This window comes from Candidatus Polarisedimenticolaceae bacterium (assembly GCA_036376135.1).
Lineage (GTDB): Bacteria > Acidobacteriota > Polarisedimenticolia > Polarisedimenticolales > DASRJG01 > DASVAW01.
Genome location: DASVAW010000090.1, coordinates 1 through 20,901 on the forward strand (window position 1 = coordinate 1; position 20,901 = coordinate 20,901).

The window sequence follows — 20,901 nt, forward strand, 5'->3', positions numbered from 1 at the left end:
AACCATTTTCCGCCCTGCCCCGCAACGGACATCGCGAGTCCGGGCGGAAAATGGTTGCTGTCCCCATTTCCAAATCGTCCGTTGAAGACTCGACCCCTCAAGGAACGCAGTCGTTGGCGGCCTCGACCCGGTAGTAGCGATCGGTCCCGCCCATCGCCCCGCCGGCATCGCGCCAGGTCTTCTCGAACGGCGCGCCGACAAGGGTTCTCTGCGAGAGGTCGGCCCCCGACAACGCGTATACGCGCCACGAGTACGCGATCGCGGGGTCGATCCTCCAGTCGAGCAGGACGTCGTCGCCTTCGCGACGAAGCCGCATCGCCTCGACGACCGGGGGCGCCGGGCAGGGGGCCCCGACCTGGAAGTTGTCGGTCCAGACCCGGTTGCCGAGGACGAGAGACGCACCCACGCTGACCGCCGCATTCGTCAGGGACACTCCGGCGAACGCCCCTCCGGCGAACGTGTCCAGATCGACGACGTCGAGCCGCCGCTCGTCGGCGTAGATCCACAGTTCCTTCGTGGGGAGTCGGAAGCGCACCGCGTAGTTGTGGAAGACGTTGCGGGCGAGCGCGGGTCGGAAGCCGGTGTCGCGTTCGCCGACGCCGACGTTGTAGATCCCGATCTCGATCGCGGCTCCGGCGGGGTGGAAGAAGACCGAGATGCCGTCCGACCTCGCCGTCGTGTCGCGGGCGCCGGCGCTCGTGATCGCGATGCGGCCGTCGGTCTGCACCGCGTCGAGCTGGATCACGTAGTCGTCGCGAAGGCCGTACTCGATGCCGAAGTCCACGCCGCCGCCGGTTTCCGTGATCCCGGAGCGCGACCCCGACCAGTTGCCACGCGGGTCGGGGCTCGCCGGCGTCCAGAAGAGGTTGCCGTCTTTCCGGAAGCTCCACTTCGCACCGGACCAGGCCCTCGCCGGATTCCCGTGGTTCGACTCCACCTCGAGCGCCGCGCCGACCACGGGGAAGGACCCGTCGGCGACGCGCCCGCGCGTCCCTTCGGTCCAGGAGTCGCTGTAGTCGAGCGAACCTACGAGCGTCGACCGGCCCACGTGCACGCCGACACCCGGGAGGTCGCTTCCCGAGAGCCAGTCCTTCATCCCCTGCTCGCCCGCCGAGCCGTCGATCCGGTACGGGTTGCCCGGGCCCCACCACCCACCCCAGTTGTTGGTGACGTCGGCGCCGAACCGGTACAGCCGGCTGAGGTACTGAAGCATGGCGTCGCGCGAGGACTTCTGCGACGTCGCCTCCCACTCGGGAACGCCCCACTCCGGTGTGCCGCGCGCGTCCGCCTCCGTGGCGAGCCGCTCCAGGTCGATCCACTCCGGTGTGGCGGTGTGCCCAGGGCGGGCGTAACCGTTGCCGGCGAGCGAGAACGGGACGAGCCGTCCGTCGCGACGGGTCGGATCGGGTGCGACCCACTCGTCGGGTACTCCCGTGAAGTGCGTCGTGATTCTCTCGCGAGGGATGCCCGCCGCGACCGCGCGCGCAGACCACCAGGCGACGTAGTCGTGCACGACGCGATACATCTGGGAATCGAATTCCTCCCAGTAGGGGACTCCACGGGTCGCCGCTCCCGCCGCGATGTCCGCGTCGCCCAGTCCCTTCGATGCCAGAGCGGCGAAGCCGGTTCGCAGTGGCGAGGCACCGTCGAACTTCGTGTAGTAGCCGGACTCCCAGCCGAGCGCCACCCCCGCGAAGAGATGACCGCGGCCCTCGGCTTCCCACTGTCGCGCGCGGGTCGCGATCGTCGAGAAGACCGCGTCGAGCTTCGGGGCCAGGAGCGCGCGCAGCGACGGGCTCTCGAAGTTGGGCGGCGGGTTCTGCGGGTTGTCGGATCGCCACTCGATGTCGCGACCGGCGCACAGCGTCCCGTCCCACCCGGTCCACTCGGTGATCTCGGGATCCGTGGCCCACTCCAGCGGAGGGAAGTTCCAGTCATCAAAGGTCAGATAAACCGGATACCCAGAGGTCTGCGCCGCGTCGAGCGCAGCCGCGACCTCCGCGACGAGCGCCGCCTGCGGGGTCCTCAGCGTGTAGTGGATCGTCCCCGTGCACGCCATGCGGTCGTCCTGCGGCTGCGGGGGCGCGAAGTCGCGCGTGAAGTCGTCGATGCCGTTGACGATGCAGAGGTACTTGCGCTCGGGAAACCCGCCCGCCGGCATCGCGGGCGGGATCGACAGAAGGACCACCAGAGCGGCAAGCCGACGCACGGCGGGAATGTACGCCGCGCGAAGGGGCCAAGTCTTCAACGAACGTTCGGTAAACGGGGACAGGCACCCATGTCCTCCCGGTCCCGCAACGGGCATCGCGGGACCGGGAGGAAATGGGTGCCTGTCCCTAGTTTCGCTACGGACACCCGTCGCTGGTCACGTGCTGGGTGATCGCGGGGCAGGCAAGCCCCGAGCCCGAATACGTGCGCTCGGTGCCGTCGAGCCGGCGCGCCCAGCTCCCGTCCGTCGAGGCGCCGTCGGTCGCGACCACCAGGAACCACGCGTTCGCCGGGATCGCGACCGTCGCCGAGCCGGTGGGCGGCAGGTTGCAGGCGCCGCCGGTAAACGTCGTGAAGTTCCCCATCGCCCCCCAGTAGACGTTGATCGCCGCGGCGGGGCATTGCGACGGGTCCCAGGTCAACGCGACGCTCGACCCGGATCGAGAGGCGCGCAGCGGTGTCCCCGGGACGGCGCCGCCGTCGGGGACCGGCGGCGGTCCCGCCGCCGCGGTCGTGCAGGCGCCGGGGACCATCGCCGCGCTCACGGAGACGTCGTCGACCCACCAGTTCCCGCCGACGTAGAGGAAATCCCCCGACAGGTGGAACCGCACGCGCACGTCGCCGCCGGCCCAGTTCGCCAGCGAGGCGGTGTAGGTCTGATAGGTGAGGCGGTTGCCCGTGAAGTACGTCGTCGGCGCCTGCGTCGTCGGGCACTGGTTGTAGGCGAAGTCGATGACGTTCGGGTAGTCGGGGGAAAGGGGGATGCGCGTCCAGTTCGAGAAGGTCGGCCCCACGGCGATCTCGGCCTGGCCGAGCGACCCTTCGCGGCCGAGGATCTCGCCGGTCGGGTCGTATTCCAGGTCGTGTTTCGTGGCGAAGGTCAGCACCGGCCCCTGTCCCGGATCGGCGAGCGTGATCGTCGGGGAGGTGAGGTCGGCGCAGACCCCGGCCGAGCTCGCCGCGGCATAGACCCGCGGGCCGGAGGCTCCGCCGGTGCCGGTCGCGAGCCACGGCGAGGGGGTGAAGAACTTCGCGGTTCCCGTATCGCCGGCATCGTCGCTCCACGTGCCTTGCGCCGGCGGGCCGTCGGGAGAGGACGCGACGCGGATCGTGTTCGTCTCCTCGTTCCCGCCGCGGCACGGACCGCCGTTGCCGCTCGAAGCGTCCTCCGCGCGGACGACGTACCAGTAGGTCGTCCCGTGCGCGAGGTCGACGGCGTCGGCGAAGGAGGTCCCCGGAACGCAACGCGCGATCCGGTTCGCGGCGTCGGGGACGAACGAAGCGGAGGTCCCCCGGTAGACGTTGTACCGCGCGTCTCCGACGCAATACGGAGTCGCCGCGTCCCACGCGAGGTTCACCGTGCACGCCGCGGCGCCGGCGCTCGTCGCGGAGCGCACGCCGTGGAACGACGGGGCCAGCGTACAGGCGCCGGTGGGGACGACCGAAGCGCAGGAGGAGCGCGGCGACTCGCAGGCCGCCGACGCGTCGGAGGCGGCGGTCACGTGGTAGGCGTAGGTCACCCCCCCGGACACGGTGGCGTCGAGGTACGAAGTCCCGCTCACCGCCGAGGCCACCGGGACCCAGGGTCCCCCCGGGCACGGGCCGAAGCTCCGGTACACGTTGTACGCCGCGGCTCCCGGTACGGCGGACCAGCTCACGAGCACCTGACCGTCCGCCGGCGTCGAGAGGACCGGCGGCGCCGGCGCCGCCGGCGCCGCGCAGTCCGTCAGCGCGCCGCGCACCACGAGCGCGAACGGCTGCGGCCCCCAGGGGACGTCGAGCCCGCGCACGCGGACGATCCAGCGCCCCGCCTGCGGATTGTCGAACACCAGGCGCTCCTCGACGTTGCGGTCGTCGTGGGGCTCGGAGACGTTCGAGGTCCGGCGCGGAAGCCCCGTGCCCGCGTCGCGCGTCTGGAACCAGACGTTCCCCGACGGATCGACGACCTCGAGCTTCAGCGTGTTGACGCGTGCGACCGCGGCGGAAAGCGCCGCGGGGTAGTCGCTCCACACGAGGGTCGCGCGGAAGGGCGTGGTGCCGGAGACGTCGTAGGCGTGGGCGACGACGCTTCCCGTGAGGATCCCCTCGCGGCGGTCGTCGACGCGCAGCGAGAACGCGCCGCCGGAGAAGGCGAGCGTGCGGTCGAGCTGGATGCGTCCGTAACCCGACTCGAAGTCGGCGGTGGAGGAGGCCGCGGCGTCGAGGAGCGTCGCCTTGATCAGCGCGCCGGTCGGCGTGAACCCCTGCGCGGGGTTGCGCGACCCGGTCGCGTAGAACCCGGTCGCGTAGTACTCGCGCACGAGCGCCGCGAGCCCCGCGACGGTGGGCGTCGACATCGACGAGCCGTCGAGCGAGCACGTCAGGCAGTTGTTGGTGAGGAGGTTCGCGTCCGACGCCGCGGAGACCGTGGCCTCCCCCTGGGCGGCGAGGGTGGGTTTGAGGCGCCCGTCCTCGACCGGCCCCGGGCTCGAGAACATCGAGGGGGCCGACGCGGAGGTGCCGTGCCCGACGGATCCGACGGTGAGCGTGCTCTTCGCGACCGCCGGCGTCCCGACGGCGATCGGAGCGGGGCAGTACAACCCGGCGTTCCCCGCCGCGGTCACGACCAGCAGGTCCGGGTAGGTCCACATCGCGAGATCGGCGTCGCGCGCGAACGAGTCGTACGGCATCGTGCACCCCGGGACGCAGCTGCCGAAGGCGTCGTGGCAGGCGCCGGCCCACGAGTTCGAGTGGATGCGCGCGCCGGTGCGGTAGGCGACGTCGGCGAGGTTCCACAACGTGCCCCCGAGCGTGTTGAGGTAGTCGAGCCCGTCTCCCATCTCCTGGATCACGAGCTTCGCTCCGGGAGCCTGCCCGTCGCCTCCGTTGCGGTTCGGCGTCGAGAAGGCGACGCAGTCGGCGTAGGGGGCGGTGTCCCCGGCGGCGGAGCCCGAGGTGTGGGTGCCGTGCCCGGAGGCCCCGGTGATCGTCGCGGGGCAGGTGTCCTCTTCCCCGGCGGGGCCGCCCGACCAGTTGTAATAGAGGATGTCCTTGCGCCGGGTCGGGGCCGGCGTCGCGAGAGGACACGGCGGCGTCGCGCACGTCGCGATCGGCGGGGGGCCGTTCACCGTGTCGCGGAAGAAGCAGGCGTCGTGGTCCTGCGCCGAGTCGGCGACCGCGATCGTCTGGCCGCAGCCGAAGATCCCGCGCGCGAAGACGGGAGACTCCTGCGGCGAGGGGCCGACGAACGACTGGTGGACCCAGACCGCGTCCTGGTTCATCAGTCGCAGCGGTCTCACGGGTTCGATCGCCTCGACCTCGGGGAGCTCGGCGAGCGTGGGGAGGAGCGACGCCGGCACCTTCGCGACCACGCGCCACGCGCCGTCCTTGCCGGAGGGGGTGGCGGTCACGTCGAGAGGTCCCAGGGCGGCGAGAACGCGCGAGGGAGGCTCGCCCGCTTCGAGGACGACGCGCACGTCGCCGGGGGAGGCGGCGGCGTCGAGGGACGGGTCGATCTTCGATTCGGGCGGGAGCGCGCCGAGCCAAGTCACGAACGGGAGCCGGCGCACGGTGGACTCCGCCGCGGGGGCGAGTCGCAGCCGGTACGCGTGGTCCGGGAGGTACCCGAGGATCTCCGCCCCGGCCCCTTCGAGGGCCGCGCGTTGCTCGAGGCCGAGGGGGCCTCGCGTCGTCGCGACGAGGTAACGCCTCCCCGTTGCCGATTCACGACCCGGCGTCGCCGGCAGCTCGAGCGGGCGGAAGGTGGCCCGGCGCAGCTGGACCTCGGGGGGACGATCGGCCGCGGGGGTGGTCGTGACGGCGATGAGCACAAGGCTCGCCAGCGCTCGGGGCATGGGGGCCTCCGACGTCCGAATATAAGAAGCGGCGCCCGGCGGACCAGGCCCCGTCCCGAACTCCGCTTCCCGAAACGGTAATCGAAGCCGATCGCCGCCGAATCGAGGTCGTCCTCGCGGCGGGGTTGACGCCGCCCCGGTGCCGGGCCAGATTCCACGGCGGTCCCCGCTCCGCCTCCAGGAGCCCGCCTTGATCCGCCCGCCGTTTCCCTGCCTCCACGTCATCAACCGTGACGCGGGGCTCGAACCGGTCTTCCGCGACCCCGACGATGCCCGCGCCTTCCTCCTGCGACTCGGGGAACTTACCCCTCGCTTCGGCGTCGAGGTGCACGCCTACTGCGTCATGGGAAGCCACTACCACGCGCTCCTGCGCGGCCCGGAGTCACGACTGGGTGAGGCGATCCGCCATCTCGAAGGTGCGCGGTTCCGCGAGCGCCACCGCGCGCTCCCCGTGACCGCCGAGCGGCAGCGTCTCGAGGTCACCCGCTACATCCACCTGAACCCGGTCGCGGCGGGGCTGGTGCGCCGGCCCGAGGACTGGCCGTGGTCGAGTTACCGAGGCTATCTCAATCCTCCCGAGGGCCCGCGCTGGCTCGTCACCCGATTCGTGCTGGCGCCGCTCGGCTCGATCGGCGCCCACGCGAAGTACCGCGTCTTCGTCGAGGCGGCGATTTGACACCTGTTTGTTGACCCTGCCGCACGGGGGGGCGGAGACTCCGGGGATGGAACTCCTCGAGAGCTACCCCTCGTTGCGGCACGCTCCCGAGACCCTTCGGAACCGGCTGCGCGAGGAGGGGATCGCCGCCTCGGTCGCCGCGGGACAGGTGGTTTTCGAGCCGGCGGACTTCGCCGTCCATTACCCGTTCCTGCTCGAGGGGACCGCGCGGGTCCTCAAGGTCGGCTCGACCCCCCGCGACACGCTCCTCTACCGGCTTCGCCCCGGCGAGCACTGCCTGCTGTCCTCGTCGGGGCTGCTCGCGCGCTGGCGCTTCGGCGCGAGAGTCGTCGCCGAATCCGACCTGCGCGCCGTCCTCATCTCGGGGAAGCTGTTCCGCACGCTCGTACGGGAGTGTCCCGAATTCGCGCAGTCGGTCTACGTCGCGATCGCGCGCCGCCTCGAGGTCGTCCTGGACCTCGTGGAGCAGGCGCGGTTGTTCAGCCTCGAGCGCCGGGTCGCGGCGTGCGTGCTGGCGCTCGGCCCCGACATTCCGTCGAGCCACCAGGAGCTGGCCGACGACCTCTCCGCTTCCCGCGAGAACGTCAGCCGCGTGCTCGAGGGATTCCAGGCCCGGGGTTGGGTGCGCCTCGGGCGCCGGCGGATCGAGACGATCGACCCGTCGGCGCTCGAAGCGCTCCTGGACCAGAACCCCTAGGGGGTCGTCGCTCCCGCGACGTTCGAGTACCCCGAATCCCCCGAGGCGTTGCGGGCCTTGACGCGGTACCGGTACGCCGTCCGCTTCGCGACCGACGTGTCCCGGAAGGTGGTGGTGTTCGCCCCGAGGGTCGTCCGCACCGCGAAGTTCGTGCAGGACGATCCCGCGCAGCGCTCCACGATGTAGCTCGTCTCGTTCGCGGCGTTGTCCACCCAGGTGAGATCCACGTACGGGACCTTGTTCTTCCCGTTCCCCGTCGATCCCGCGCGCGCCGTGAGGCTCGTCGGCGCGGCCGGAAGCACGCTCAGCGTCGTCGCGGTCGAGGTATTCGACCAGCCCGAGTTCCCCGAGCCGTTGAAGGCGCGGACGCGGTAGGTGTAGGTCGTGCCCGCGGGGAGCCCCGTGTCCCCGTAGTAGTCGATGTTCGAGCCGGTCTGCGCGAGGTCGAGGAAGAGCGAGGGGTTCGCCGAACATGCCGACGCCGTTCCCTGGCAACGCTGCACGAGGAACCCGGTCTCGCTGTTCGCGTTGTCCGTCCAGGTCATGTTGATCCAGTCGGTGGTGAAGGGGACGGTGACGAGGTTCGAGGGGGCCGCGGGCGGGGCGGGCTGGCCGACCGTCACGCTCAGGGAGGCGCTCCCCGCCGCGTTGAATCGGTCGAAGACGGTCAGCGTCACCTGCCACGTTCCCGGCGTGTAGAAGGTGTGGTACGCGGTCGCGCCCCAGTATTCGGCGCCGTCGTCCGAGAACGTCCACCGGAAGTTCCCGATGAACCCGTCGGGGTCGTAGGAGCCCGTCGCGAGGAACGTGACGTCGAGAGGCGCGGCTCCCGACGCGAGGTTGGATGCCGCGAAGGCGACGGGAGGCCGGTTGGGCTCGACCGCCTGGACCAGGACCTCCTGCCAGCTCGCGGCGCCCGCGGCGTCAGTCACCCTCAACGTCGCCACGTACGGGCCGCCGACCGTGTAGGCGTGGCTCGGGTTCGCGGCCGAGGAGGTCGCCCCATCGCCGAAGTCCCAGGCATACGTCGCGATCGTCCCGTCGGGATCGAAGCTCCCCGCGGAGCTGAAGCCGACCGAGATCGGCACGTTCCCTTCCGTCGGGTTCGCGGAGACCATCGCGACCGGCCAGGCGTTGCCGCCGGCCCCGAACAACTCGTACCCGATCCGGTAGTTCACGAACGGCGCTTCCTGCCGCACGATCGAGCCGAGCACGAGCGTCGTCCCGCCGGCCGAAGCCGCCGTCGGGAAGGCCTCCCCGCTCGCGCTGTTCGAGAAGAGGAAGCCCTGCGGATCGAGGACCGACCCGTCCGCGCCGACGCGCATGCCGAAGAGGTCGCCGCGCGCGTCCAGCGCATCGAGGGTGTTCAACGCGACGCGCGCCTTCTGGTCCTGGAAGACGAGGACGAACCGCGCGCCGTCCCAGCAGACGCGGGGCCGGTACTGATTGCCGATCCACGGCGTCACGTTCGCGTACGGCGAGACGGTGCCGTCGGCGAAGATCCGACGGACGAGCAGGTCGTTCTCGACCCCGGAGGTCAGCTCCTGCGACTGCGCCACCAGCGCGACGCTCCCGTTCGACGCGAGGCCGATCGAGAAGATGCCGTTTCCCCCGGCCGTCGAGTAGTAGGCGTGCACGGTGAACTCCGGCGCCTTCACGCCGTTCCCGTCGATGAAGACGCCCGCCGTCGCGGCCATCGGGTCGTCGTGGCTGACGTTGTCCTGGTAGACGACGAGCCAGCGTCCCCCGAGGGTCGTGATCCGAGCGCTCGAGCTGTACGTCCCGAAGATCCCGATCGGCGACGGGTCCGGAAGCGACCCGTCGATGCCGCGCACGCGCCGCGCGATCGGGTTGATGTACTGGCAGGTGTAACCGCAGCGGTAGCCCACCACGAGGAAGTCCGAGCCGAGCGCCTCGACGTCGGGAGGGCCGAAGGCCGTCGTCATCACCGCGATCGGCGCCGGGTCGATCGGCGCGCCGTCGGCGGCGAGGCGGCGTGCGTAGACGGTGTCCTGCGTGGACCACGTGAAGAGGAAGACCGACCCGTTCCAGGCGACGGCCGGGCCCCCGCGAAGGGAGAGGGGGTCGCCGCTCGCCACGACGATCGGCTCGGCGCTCGAGGGATTCCCCGCGGCGTCGAGTTTCTGCGCGAGCATCCGGACCGTGGTGGAGGTCGCGCTGCGATAAGCCACGAGCCAGCCGCCCGCCCCCGCCGCGACGTCGGAGGGACCCTGCGCCGGCGCGCCCGTGGAAAGCGGGCGGTTCGCGCCGGCGACGTTCGACGCGTTGACGTGCGCGGTCCAGGTGTCGTCCTCGCTCGATGCGCTCGCGGTCCACGCGACCTGCAGGCTCCCGTTCCCCGCGCTTGCCGTCGGCCCCGACTCCGGGCCGGAGACGGCGATGCCGCCTGGATCGAGCACCGCTCCGGAGGAGGCGATCCGCGCGACGCGCAGGACGCCGGAGGAAGCCCACGTCGCCTTCCACTGCGATCCGTCCCATACGACGCTCGTGGAGCCGTAGGGGTCGGGGGGGTTCGTGCCGGAGAGCTTCACCCCGGAGCCGTCGAGCTTCTGGCCGTTCGTGCCGATGCGCGAACCCATCACCGCGTTCGTGTAGTCGGGTTGCTGGGCGGTCCACACGGCGTAGAAGCCGCTGCCGTTGGAGGCGAGCGCGGCGAGCGGGGCGGGGGCGAGACCGAAAGGCGCCGCGTCGAGCGGGTTGAGCGCGGCGTCGAAGCGGATCGCCTGCGTCGGGTCGCTCCCGGTCATCGACTCCTCGTACGCGAGGAGGTACACCCCGGCGGCGTAGGCGAGGCGGGTCTGCCCGCGGAGATAGTAGGTCTCGGGGACCAGGATCTTCGCGGCGGGATCGAGCACCGCGCCGGTTCCGGCGATCCGCACGGCGACGAGGTCGCCGCCGGTCTGGCTTCCCTGGCCCGCGACGACCCATCCCGAACCGTCGGAGGCGACCCCCCACGTTCCCGAGACCGGTTTCATCCCCCAGATCGGGATCGGCGCGGCGTCGAGCACGCTTCCCTCGGCGCTCACGCGGACGGCCGCGAGCCCCGTGTCGAAATACCCCGTGCCCCCTTCGGTCGTGGTCTCGAAGACGACGAGCCAGCTCGTCCCGTTCCAGGCGGCGCGAGGGATCTGTTGCGACGCCCGCGCGGCGGTGACCACGAAGGGGACGACCTGCAGCGGCGCCCCCTGCGAGTCGAAGCGCATCGCATAGATGTCGCGGGACGTCTCCCCGTAATACCCGCCGGCGCTGTTCGCGCGGCCGTCGGACCAGACGGCGAGGACGCTGGAGCCGCCCGCGGACAGGGCCGGCGTCACCTGTTCCCGCGCGGCCGGTTGAACGGCCGCATCCCCCGGCAACCAGCGGGACGGGACGCGCGCGGCGGCCGAGCGGACCGAAAGGACACCGATGAGGAGAAGTAACAGAAGAGCGACGGGCGCCTTGGAGCGCATGGTTTACCCCCGATGGAGACGGTTGGGACCTCGAGCCGCACCGTACCCCCCGGGGGAAGACGCGTCAGTGACGCGCGTCACGAACCTATAATCCCTCTCGATGCGCGAACGACCCCGCGATCCGGCCTCCCGGGCGGTCCTCGGCGAAAGCGAGCCTTTCCGCGCCCTGCGCAAACGCCTGGTCGATCGGATCTTCGAGCGGACGACCGAGCGCATCTACGACGCCGGCGAGACGATCATCGGTCAGGGGAAGCCCGCCGACGCCCTGCTGGTCCTGCTCGACGGCGCCGCGCAAGTCGCGGTCCGCGGCCACGACGGCGTGACCCGTCCGATCGCGCACGTCTCCAGCGGCGCGGTCGTCGGTGAGATGTCCCTGCTGACCGACCAGCCGGCGACCGCGAACGTCGTCGCCGTGAGCGACGTCCGCGTGCTCGCACTCAAGGCCTCCGACTTCCAGGCCGTCGCCGGGCCCAATCCCGAGATCGCGATCGTCCTCACGCGCCTGGTCGCCGACCGGCTGGGGGGCGCCGACTACGACGGTCTCGGCGGAAAGGTCCTCGAGGGGTACCGGATCGTCCGCTGCCTGGGGAAAGGCGGAATGGCCGTCGTCTACGAGGCGGAGCGGATCGCCGACGGCGAACGGGTCGCGCTGAAGATGCTCAGCCATCGCCTCGTCTACGACACCGGGGCGGTCTCGCGTTTCGAGCGCGAGGCCGAGATCGTCCAGGGGCTCGTCCACCCGAACGTCGTGCGCCTGATGGGGACCTTCCCCGCCTTCCGCACCGAGTTCCTGGTGATGGAATTCTGCCCGGGCCGGACCCTCTCGGAGGTCCTCGACAAGGAAGGCGCCCTCCCGCTCGACCGGGCGCGTTCGATCGTCGGTCAGGTCGCCACGGCGCTGACGTTCGTCCATGCCGCGGGGGTCGTGCACCGCGACCTCAAGCCGGGAAACGTGATGATCCTCCCGGACGGTCGCGCGAAGCTGATGGACTTCGGCCTCGCGCGCACGCCGCGCGGGATCTCCGACGACACGCTCACGACCGAAGGGGTCGCCCTCGGCACCCCGCGCTACATGGCTCCCGAGCAGATGATGGGGGACGACAGCGGCGCGAGGACCGACGTCTACGCCCTCGCGTGCCTGACGTGGGAGCTCCTGACGGGCAAGGCCCTGTTCGAAGGCAAAACCTTCCGCGAGTTGTACGACGCGAAGAGCGCCTTCGTCGTCCCGCCGCCGGAAGCGATCCTTCCCGGACTCCCGGACGACGTGTACGCGTTCCTCGCCGGCGGGCTCGAGCCCGACGCGGATCGGAGGCTCGCGAGCCTCGACGCCGTCGCGGCCTGGGCCTAGTCGCCGACCTCGACGCCGACCCCGTCGAGTTTCCCGCTTCCCGGATCGAACAGGAACCGCAGCGACACCGAGGCCGCGCGCGTTCCTTTCGCCTTGACCAGGATCCCTTCCCCGCCGGAAGGATCGACGCCCAGCGGCTCGAGCCTGCCGAGGTCCTCCCGCAGCGAGGCCAGGCGCTTCTCGCGTTCCCCGTCGCTGATGCCGGGGCGGGGGACCGCGTAAGCGGCACGGAAGGCGCGCATCGCCTCGAACCCCTCGGCGTTGAAGGCGTCGAGCCACGCGCGAATCACCGGGTCCCTTCCCTCGCTCCCGAGCGGGCGGAGCCTGGCCGGGGTCGCCGACGGGACCGGCACCGACTCGCCGTGCGCGATCCGCGCGAGGGCCTCGGCGGCGCGCCCCCCTCGGATCTTCGAGTCGTTGGTCGAGAGAATCACCACGAGGTCCTCGTCCACGAAGCGCAGGAAATCGGCGTAGAAGATCCCGTTCCCGCCGTTGTGCGCCACGAGGCGACCGCCTCCGGGGGCGTCCATGAGCGCCCAGCCGTATCCGTACCAGGAGTCCTGGGCTCCCTCGCGGACGTGTCGCGCGACCAGCTTCTCCTTCGACTTCGCGGAAAGAACCGCCTCGCCGCGCAACGCGCGGTCCCAGCGGTACAGGTCGTCCACGGTGCTGAGGATCCCGCCGTTGGCGCGCAGCGCCCAGTACGGTCCGTCTTTCGCCCAGGGCTTTTCGGTCGACTTCCCCCAGCGCTCCCCGTCGCGGTAGCCGACGGCGAGGCGTTTCGGGTCCCAGGACGGGAGGCGGTATCCCGTCTCCTTCATCCCGGCGGGAAGGAAGAGGTTCTCGCGCAGGTACGTTTCGTAGGGCTGCCCCGAAGCGATCTCGACGATCGCGCCGAGGAGCGAATATCCCGAGTTCGCGTATTCGTACGCCTCGCCCGGCTTCGTCCTCAGCTTCGACGCCAGCACGCGCTTCACGTAGGCGTCGCGCTCCACCGCCTCGTAGTCCCCCGCGAAGTCGGATTCGAGCCCCGAGGTGTGCGTGAGCAGTTGGTGGATCGTGATCGCGCGCTTGTCCTCGGGGACGCCGGGAAGGTGCTTCGCGATCGGGTCCTCGACCGTGAGCTTCCCCTGCTCCTCGAGCTTCAGGATCGCCGCGGCCGTGAACTGCTTGGTGATGGAGCCCACGGTGAACACGGTGTCCGGTCCGTAGGGGATGCCGTTCTCGCGGTCGGCGAGGGCGTACCCCTTCCGGAGGACGACCTCTCCCTTCCGGGCGACGAGGACCCCCCCCTTGAACCCCGACGCCTGTAACCAGGCGTCGAGCCGTTCCCCCGGATCCCCGGAAACCACGACGGACGACATCAGAACGACCGCGGCCACCATGCTTCACCTCCGGGGGACGGGGGGGACTACGCTCGAACGTCTTGCGTGGACGACAAAGCCCTTCCATCTTTGCAGGGAATGCTCCTCTACCGCGCCGGGCCTCGTGCCCTCGCCCGCCTTCGCCGCGACGGACTGCGCCCGCAGGACGTGCGCGTGCTCGTGGGTCCGGCATCCGGCCCCAAGTGGCTGATCTTCCCCGGAATCGACCGCGTCCTCATGGAGAAGGGGTTCGGTGTCCCCCGGAACGGCGAAGGCCACCGCCTGCTCGTCGGGTCGTCGGCGGGGGCGTGGCGGATGCTCGCCTTCGCCGCGCGGCGGCCGGTCGAGGCGCACGAGCGGCTGGTGGACGGGTACGTGAGCCAGACCTTCCCGATGCCCGTTCGCGCGAAGGACGTCACCCCCGCCTTCCGGAGGATGCTCTCCGAGGTGTTCAGCGACGACGACCTCGCCGCGATCGCCTCCCACCCGAACGCGGACGTCGCCATCCACGTCACCCGCGTCTTCGACCCGTACCCCTGGTCCCTCAGGGCGGCGCAGATCGCCGCGATCGCGATGGGGATCGCGGTGCACCGCGTCTGGACGGGGGCGGTGATGCACATGGCCCGTCGGGTCCTGGCGCACACGCGCCCCGAGCGCTTCGGGGCGGCGTTTCGCGGGACGATCGTCCCGCTGACCCCCGCGGGGATCCGCGAAACGGCGCTCGCGAGCGGCACGATCCCGGTCTACATGCAGCCGATCCGGAACGTGCCGGGTGCGCCGCGAGGGACCTACGTCGACGGCGGCCTCGCCGATTACCACCTCCGCCAGGCCTACACCAGGCCGGGAGACGGGATCACCCTCCTGCCGCACTACCAGGAAGCGGTGCAGTCCTGCTGGTTCGACCGCGCCACCCCGGCGAAGGAGACCTCGAACGGGGCTCTGGCGGACGTCCTCCAGATGTATCCGTCCCCGGCCTGGATCCGGAGCCTCCCGGGAGGCAAGGTCCCCGATCGCGACGACTTCTTCGTCTTCGCGAAGCACCACGGGGAGCGCATCCGCCGATGGAACGAAACGGTCACCCGCTCGGAAGAGCTGGGCGAGCAGCTCCGCCGCGACCTCGAGTCGGGGAATTTCATCGACCGGGTGTCACCGATCGCCCCCCACGCGACTTGATCTGCCGGAACGTCGCCGCGATGATCGCGGACGACGTCGGGAGATCAAGACCATGCCGCACGTCGCCCGGACCGATCCGACCTCCGCCATCCCCGGGCTCGTCGCCGTCGACGGGCGCACCTTTCCGCTGCGCGCGGCTCACCTCGACGCCCGTGCGCAGGGGGGACTCGCCGAGACCCTGCTGACCCAGGAGTACGCGAACCCGTACGCCGAGCCCCTCGAGGTCCTCTACACGATGCCCCTGCCGGCGGACGGCGCGGTCGTCGGCTACGCCTTCCACCTCGGCGAGCGCGTGGTCCGGGGCCGCATCGAGCCGAGGGAGACGGCGCGCGAGGCGTACTTCCGGGCGCTGGAGGAAGGGCGCACCGCGGGGTTGCTCGAGCAGCACCGCGCCGACACCTTCGTGCAGCGCCTCGGGAACCTCCCCCCCGGCGCCGCGTGCACCGTCGAGATCCGCGTCCTCCACCCGCTCGCCTTCGAGCTTCCCTCGCGCTGGGTTTACCGCTTCCCGACCGTCGTCGGCGTCCGTTATCAGGGCGCCCGCGGCCGGGTCCCCGACGCCGGGTCGATCGACGCCCCTCGCGCCGACGTGACGGGCACCGGCGTCCGACTCGGCGGGACGCTGCGCATCGGCGACGGCGAGGGCTCGATCGTCACCCTCGACGAAGGGGCGCTCGACCACGACGTCTTGCGGTCGTGGCCCGCGGGTGAGGCCTCGACCCGCGCCCGCCTCGTCGAGGGACCTGGGCTCGACGGGGACGACGGCCGGTACGCGCTGCTGGTGGTGACGCCGCCGGCCGGGGCCGCTCCCGCCCATCCGCGCGACCTGACGATCCTGCTCGACGCCAGCGGCTCCATGAGCGGTGAGCCGCTCGCCCAGGCCAAGGAGATCGTCGAGTCGGTGCTCCGCTCGCTCGACCCCGCCGACCGCTTCGAGCTGATCGCGTTCGCGACCGAGCCGCGCTCGCTCACCGGGGGGATCGTCGACGCGAGCCCGACGACGGTCGAGCGGGCGTGCCGGCACCTCTCGAAGCTGCGGGCCGACGGCGGCACCGAGATGGGCCGCGCGTTCGAGGCGGCGCTCGCCCCGCTGCGCGCGGAGGCCCAGCGCCAGGTCGTGCTGGTGACCGACGGCGAGATCGGGTTCGAGGGCGAGATCGTGAAGCTCCTGCGGAGTCGGCTGCCCGAGCGCTCGCGCGTGCACGTCGTCGGCGTCGGGTCGTCCCCGAACCGCACGCTGACCCTCGGCGCCTCGCGCGCGGGCCGCGGCGTGGAGATCCTCGTCGGCCGCGGGGACGACCCGCTCGAAGGCGCCCGGCGTCTCGTGGGCGCGACCGCCGCGCCGGTCCTCACCGAGATCCGCGTCATGGGGAGCGGCGTCGTCGGTGTCGCCCCGGCCAGGCCCAGGGACGTCTTCGCCGGCGAGCCGCTGCGGCTGCTCGTGGAGTTGAAGGCCGCCGGCGGGGAGGTCCAGGTACGCGGCCGCCTGGCCGACGGCCCCTGGACCGCGAGCTTCGAGGCGCCCGCCACGCTGCCGGAAGGGATCGCGGGGCTCCCGCTCGGCGCCTTCTTCGGTCGCGAGCAGGCGATCGACCTGGAGGCCGAAGGGGTGAAGGGCGAGCGGATGCGCGCGGTGGGGCTGCGGCACCGCATCGTGACCCACGAAACGAGCCTCGTCGCGATCAGCGAGAACACGACCGTCGATCCCCGCGACCCGCGGCGCGTCGAGAAGCTCGCCGTCGAGCTCCCGGCGGGGGTGTCGGCGGAGGGGGTGGGGTTGGACAGCGGGGACATGTACCGCACGATGGTCCTGGGGTTGGACTCCGATTTCCACCTCGCCGACGAGGTCGAGCCCAGGCATCGGGAACTGGCCGCGGCCGCGCCGAGGCCGCCCGCGTTCGGGGACCGGGTCCGGCGTCTGTTCCGCGGCGGCCAACGCCGTGGGACCCGGATCCTCACGGGCCGTCTCGTGCGGACGGACGGCACGGAGTTCGTCGTGGAGTTCGAGGTGCCCGAGGGAGGCTTCGAGCGCACGGGGGCGGAGACGTTCGTCCTCCGCATCGCCGGGGGAACGCACCGTGCGGTCGTGGTCCCCGAATCGAGCACGCGTCCGGGAATCGGCGTGCCGGGGATGACCGTGCGTCTGGTCCTGCGTCGCATCGACGCGTTGCCGCCGGCGACGGGAGTCCTCCAGCGCGTGGAGATCCAAGGGATTCCCGGCGGCGACGTCGTGATCGAGGTGGAGGTCCCAGGAGCGTGACGCCGATCGACGCACGCTTCGCGGACGTCCGCGAGGGAGACCACGCCGCGTTCGAGGCGTGGCTCTCCCTCGTGGAGCCGTCGCTGCGCGCGAGCCTTCGCACCTTCGCGCGCGGCGTCGACGTCGAGGCGGTGCTGCAGGAAGGGCTGACGCGGATGTGGGTGCTGGCGCCGCGACTCGAGCTCACGGGGGAGAATGCCTCGCTGCGTTACGCGGCGACCCTGGTGCGCAACCTCGCGCGGAACGAAGCGAAGCGACTCGGCATGTTCGTGACCCTCGAGCCCGACCCCGAAGGGCACGCGCCGCCGGAGCCGTTGGTGCCTCCCGGCCCCGTGCCCGATCCCGGCCTGCGTCGCGCGATCGACGAGTGCCTCGAGAAGCTCCCGCCCCAGCCGCGACGCGCGCTCACCGCGCGGCTCGCTTCGGGCGGAGCGATCGCCGACGGCGACCTCGCCGATCGATGTGGGATGTCGACGAACACCTTCCTCCAGAACGTCGTCCGCGCCCGGCGTTCGATGGCGACCTGCCTCGAGGGCAAGGGCGTGCACCTCGCGGGGGTGCGGGCATGACCGATCGCGACGCGCTGCTCGAGGCGACCCTTTCCGCCCATCGCGAGCGCGACGAGGCGGGACGCCCGCGCCCCGCGCCGGCGTGGGCCGACCTGTCGCCCGACGATCGGGCGGCGGCGTTCGAGGCTTCGCTCGTCGCCCGCGCCCTCGAGTCGGGGTGGGACCCTCAGGGGCGAAACGCCACCGTGCGGGTCGTCGCCCGGCGGGTGCTGGGGTTGCGGCAGGGGTAGGGAGGGTCAGGCCAGCCGCGTCGCCATCATCGATCCCTCCCGTCGCGAGCGGCGCACCGCCCGTGATTCCCCGTTTACCTTTCCGACGACCGTTCCGGAACGCGCCCGAGTGGTTCCGGGTTGCCTGCATGCAACCCTTGCGTCGGCCACCCACCGCGCCGAGACTGGGCGGCATGAAACGAGCACTGCTCCTCGCCGTTCTCGCCGTCCTCTCCGCCGGTTGCTACGTGGCCTACGAGCCTCCGGTGACCTCTCCTCCTCCGCGCCCGGCTCCGCCGCCTCCCCCTCCGCCTCCTTCGAGGCCGCCGGTCGCGGTCGAGATCGACTTCTTCTACGGGGCCCTCGACCCGTACGGCGACTGGATCCGCATGGAGCCGTACGGCTGGGTGTGGGCGCCGGCGTCCGTCGATCCGTACTGGCGTCCCTATACCGTCGGGCGCTGGGTCTGGACCGACTGGGGCTGGACCTGGGTCTCCAACGAACGCTGGGGCTGGGCCACCTACCACTACGGCCGCTGGATGCGCGTGCGCCGGCACGGCTGGGTGTGGGTGCCGGGGAACGTCTGGGGACCGGCGTGGGTCGCCTGGCGGCAGGGTCCCGGGGTCGTCGGCTGGGCGCCGCTCCCGCCCGAGGTCGGCTTCCGCGCCGGCGTCGGGCTCGACTACGGCGGCGTCGACATCACCGTCGTCCTCCGCCCCGACTCCTGGTGCTTCGTGGACGACGCGCGAATGGTCGACGGCGACTACCATCGCCACGCCTACCCGGTCGGTCGCAACGCGACGGTGTTCGGGACGACCCGCGACGCCACGCGCGTCCGCGTCGTCGATCGCCGCGTGGTCAACGAAGGGGTCGACCGCGGGGAGATCGAGCGCGTCGCGCGCCGGGCGATCCCCACGCGTCGCGTCGTCGACGAGACGGTCGCCGAAGAGCGGAACGCGCGCATCGATCGGGACGAGGTCCGCGTCTATCGCCCGGAGGTGCGCGAGGGACGTCCGGGCGCCGAGCCTCCGCGGGCGCGTCCCGCTCCGGCGAGGCCGTCGCAGCCGCCCCCCGCCCCCGTGGAGATCCAGCGGGAGGCCGAGCGCCGCGTCGACAGGAAGTGGAACGAGGACTGGCGTCGCCTGCAGGACAAGCAGGACAAGGAGACGCCGCGCCGGCCGGTCGAGCAGCGACGCGAGGAGAACTACACCGCCGCCGAGAACGCGTCGAAGGAGCTCGACGCGGAGAAGGAGCGCGCGAAGCGCCGGGTCGAGCGGGGGAACGCGCAGGGGGCGAGGAAGCCGGCCAAGAAGGACGAGACGCAGGAGTCGAAGAAGGAAGAGAAATAGACGAGACCGTGATCGCGTTCCTCCTCGCCACGGCCCTCGCCTCCGACGTCCCGATCACCGGCCCGCAGGCCGAGGACGCCGCGCGCCGCACGCGTCCGGCGTCGGTTCCGGACGACGACACCCTCGTCGCGGCCGGTGCGGTCGTCGGCGAGGTGCGCGTCACGACGCTCGACATCTTCGACCCGTCGAAGCCGGGGGAGGATCGCGCGATCTTCCGCGCCGCGAACAAGGTCCACCCGCGCACCCGCCCCAACACCGTGCGGCGCCTTCTCCTCTTCGAGCCCGGCGATCGTTACGACCCGGAGCAACTCGCCGAGTCCGAGCGGATCCTCCGCGCGTCGGGGTACCTCTACGACGCGTGGATCCGTCCGATCGGGTGGGACGGAACGCGCGTGGACATCGAGGTCGTCACGCGTGACGTCTGGACCCTCACCCTGGGGATCGGGTACAGCCGGTCGGGGGGAGAGAACCGAACGCGTATCGGGATCGAGGATTCGAACCTTCTCGGCACCGGAAAGGAAGTCACGCTTCGCCGGACCAGCGACGTCGACCGCACGCAGGTCCTCTATCGGTACCGCGACCCGAACATCGCCGGGAAGTGGTGGCGCTTCGAGATCGCCTACGGCGACAACAGCGACGGGCAGTCGCACAGCTTCGATCTCGCGCGGCCGTTCTATTCCCTGGACACCCCGTGGTCGGCCGGAGTCTTCTGGCGGGACGACGACTTCGAGGACGCGTTGTGGGAGGCGGGCGAGGAGTTCGCGAACTTCCGCCACCGGCGGCAGCAGGGCGACCTCTTCGCCGGTTTCTCGCGCGGCCCGCAAGGGGAGCGCGTCGTCCGGTGGACCGGAGGGTACGCGTGGGACCGGGATCGGTTCGCCCCGGTTCCGGACGCGTTCGCCCCCCCGCAGGTCTTCAACGACCGGACCTTCGGGTATCCGTACCTCGAGGTCGAGCAGCTCCCGATCTCCTACGTCCGCGCCCGCGACATCGACCGCGTCGTCCGCACGGAGGACCTGCGGCTCGGGACGGCGCTGTTCGCGCGGCTGGGATGGGCCGCGCCTGCGTTCGGCTCGGAACACGCGGCGGCGATCCTCCGCGGGACCGCGCGTCGGGCGAGCACCCCCGGCGAGGAGCAGCTCCTCGTGATGGAGGGGCTGGCGGAGGGGCGGTGGCCGGAAGGGGGCGTCGAGAACGTGCTCGTCGACACGAACCTCCGGTTCTACCGGAGGAACTTCGGACGCCACGCCTTCTATTTCCGCATCGGGGCCGCGGCGGCCGTGAAGCTCGATCCCGACCGGCAGCTGTTGATCGGCGGGGACAGCGGGCTGCGCGGCTACCCGCTCCGTTTCCAGAGCGGCGACCGCCGCCTGCTCGTCACCGTCGAGCAGCGTTTCTACACGGATTGGCACGTCCTCAAGCTCCTGTACGTCGGCGCGGCGGTGTTCGCCGACGTCGGGCGCGCGTGGTACGCGGGGCGACAGGACCTCGACCGGCCCTGGCTGAAGGACGTCGGCGTGGGGCTGCGCGTCGGATCGAGCCGCTCGGCGAAAGGGGCGATGGTGCACATCGACCTCTCATGGGCGATCGACGCGCCGCCCGGAATCAGCCGGACGCAGATCACGATCGAGACGCGCGAGAAGTTCTGAGCGCTTGCGCCGGGATTCGACGGGGAGCCGGAAGGCGGGTTGTTCGTCCCCCCCCGCACCGGTCCGAGCGGGTCCCGGTGACGGACTTCATCCTCG

13 protein-coding genes are annotated in these 20,901 nt (G+C 71.5%); 9 read left to right on the plus strand and 4 right to left on the minus strand.

What is annotated here, in order from left to right:
* Positions 1 to 97: 97 nt before the first annotated feature.
* On the minus strand, positions 98 to 2,209 hold the full coding sequence (locus VF139_08565) for a hypothetical protein (GenBank protein ID HEX6851451.1): 2,112 nt from the start codon (positions 2,207 to 2,209) through the stop codon (positions 98 to 100).
* A 136-nt stretch (positions 2,210 to 2,345) separates the two neighbouring features.
* A complete protein-coding gene (locus VF139_08570) occupies positions 2,346 to 6,041 on the minus strand; it encodes a S8 family serine peptidase (protein HEX6851452.1) in 3,696 nt (1,231 codons plus the stop codon).
* A 190-nt stretch (positions 6,042 to 6,231) separates the two neighbouring features.
* Between VF139_08570 and VF139_08575 the strand changes: the two genes are divergently transcribed.
* Together VF139_08575 and VF139_08580 are read left to right on the plus strand one after the other, a co-directional pair.
* Positions 6,232 to 6,717, plus strand: coding sequence for a hypothetical protein (locus VF139_08575; GenBank protein HEX6851453.1), 486 nt, complete (start codon positions 6,232 to 6,234; stop codon positions 6,715 to 6,717).
* A 46-nt stretch (positions 6,718 to 6,763) separates the two neighbouring features.
* Positions 6,764 to 7,414, plus strand: coding sequence for a Crp/Fnr family transcriptional regulator (locus VF139_08580; protein HEX6851454.1), 651 nt, complete (start codon positions 6,764 to 6,766; stop codon positions 7,412 to 7,414).
* On the opposite strand, the gene VF139_08585 is transcribed toward VF139_08580, so the two are convergent.
* Entirely contained in the window at positions 7,411 to 10,749 is a 3,339-nt protein-coding gene (locus VF139_08585) for a PKD domain-containing protein (protein HEX6851455.1), read from the minus strand. The genes VF139_08580 and VF139_08585 overlap by 4 nt on opposite strands.
* Positions 10,750 to 10,984: 235 nt before the next feature.
* Between VF139_08585 and VF139_08590 the strand changes: the two genes are divergently transcribed.
* A complete protein-coding gene (locus VF139_08590; protein ID HEX6851456.1) occupies positions 10,985 to 12,232 on the plus strand; it encodes a protein kinase in 1,248 nt (415 codons plus the stop codon).
* Here VF139_08590 and VF139_08595 read toward each other — a convergent pair.
* Complete coding sequence (locus VF139_08595; protein HEX6851457.1) at positions 12,229 to 13,617, minus strand: serine hydrolase domain-containing protein; 1,389 nt, start codon at positions 13,615 to 13,617, stop codon at positions 12,229 to 12,231. The genes VF139_08590 and VF139_08595 overlap by 4 nt on opposite strands.
* Before the next feature lie 78 nt (positions 13,618 to 13,695).
* On the opposite strand from VF139_08595, the gene VF139_08600 reads away from it, so the two are divergent.
* From VF139_08600 to VF139_08625, 6 genes are all read left to right on the plus strand, one after another.
* On the plus strand, positions 13,696 to 14,769 hold the full coding sequence (locus tag VF139_08600; protein HEX6851458.1) for a hypothetical protein: 1,074 nt from the start codon (positions 13,696 to 13,698) through the stop codon (positions 14,767 to 14,769).
* Positions 14,770 to 14,821: 52 nt separating this feature from the next.
* Entirely contained in the window at positions 14,822 to 17,029 is a 2,208-nt protein-coding gene (locus VF139_08605) for a VIT domain-containing protein (GenBank protein ID HEX6851459.1), read from the plus strand.
* Entirely contained in the window at positions 17,026 to 17,598 is a 573-nt protein-coding gene (locus VF139_08610; GenBank protein ID HEX6851460.1) for a sigma-70 family RNA polymerase sigma factor, read from the plus strand. The genes VF139_08605 and VF139_08610 overlap by 4 nt, the downstream gene beginning before the upstream one ends.
* Complete coding sequence (locus VF139_08615) at positions 17,595 to 17,828, plus strand: hypothetical protein (GenBank protein ID HEX6851461.1); 234 nt, start codon at positions 17,595 to 17,597, stop codon at positions 17,826 to 17,828. Before VF139_08610 ends, VF139_08615 begins: the two co-directional genes overlap by 4 nt.
* Before the next feature lie 173 nt (positions 17,829 to 18,001).
* The gene (locus tag VF139_08620) at positions 18,002 to 19,156 is read left to right on the plus strand and encodes a DUF6600 domain-containing protein (protein HEX6851462.1); all 1,155 of its coding nucleotides are present in this window, start codon (positions 18,002 to 18,004) and stop codon (positions 19,154 to 19,156) included.
* An 8-nt stretch (positions 19,157 to 19,164) separates the two neighbouring features.
* Complete coding sequence (locus tag VF139_08625) at positions 19,165 to 20,805, plus strand: POTRA domain-containing protein (protein HEX6851463.1); 1,641 nt, start codon at positions 19,165 to 19,167, stop codon at positions 20,803 to 20,805.
* The last annotated feature ends 96 nt before the right edge of the window (positions 20,806 to 20,901 follow it).

Bases quoted from the DNA above. Each gene is read 5' to 3' on its own strand.
- VF139_08570 (HEX6851452.1), bottom strand. From the start codon at position 6,041: ATGCCCCGAGCGCTGGCGAGCCTTGTGCTCATCGCCGTCACGACCACC.
- VF139_08580 (HEX6851454.1), top strand. From the start codon at position 6,764: ATGGAACTCCTCGAGAGCTACCCCTCGTTGCGGCACGCTCCCGAGACC.
- VF139_08590 (HEX6851456.1), top strand. From the start codon at position 10,985: ATGCGCGAACGACCCCGCGATCCGGCCTCCCGGGCGGTCCTCGGCGAA.
- VF139_08595 (HEX6851457.1), bottom strand. From the start codon at position 13,617: ATGGTGGCCGCGGTCGTTCTGATGTCGTCCGTCGTGGTTTCCGGGGAT.
- VF139_08600 (HEX6851458.1), top strand. From the start codon at position 13,696: ATGCTCCTCTACCGCGCCGGGCCTCGTGCCCTCGCCCGCCTTCGCCGC.
- VF139_08605 (HEX6851459.1), top strand. From the start codon at position 14,822: ATGCCGCACGTCGCCCGGACCGATCCGACCTCCGCCATCCCCGGGCTC.
- VF139_08615 (HEX6851461.1), top strand. From the start codon at position 17,595: ATGACCGATCGCGACGCGCTGCTCGAGGCGACCCTTTCCGCCCATCGC.
- VF139_08620 (HEX6851462.1), top strand. From the start codon at position 18,002: ATGAAACGAGCACTGCTCCTCGCCGTTCTCGCCGTCCTCTCCGCCGGT.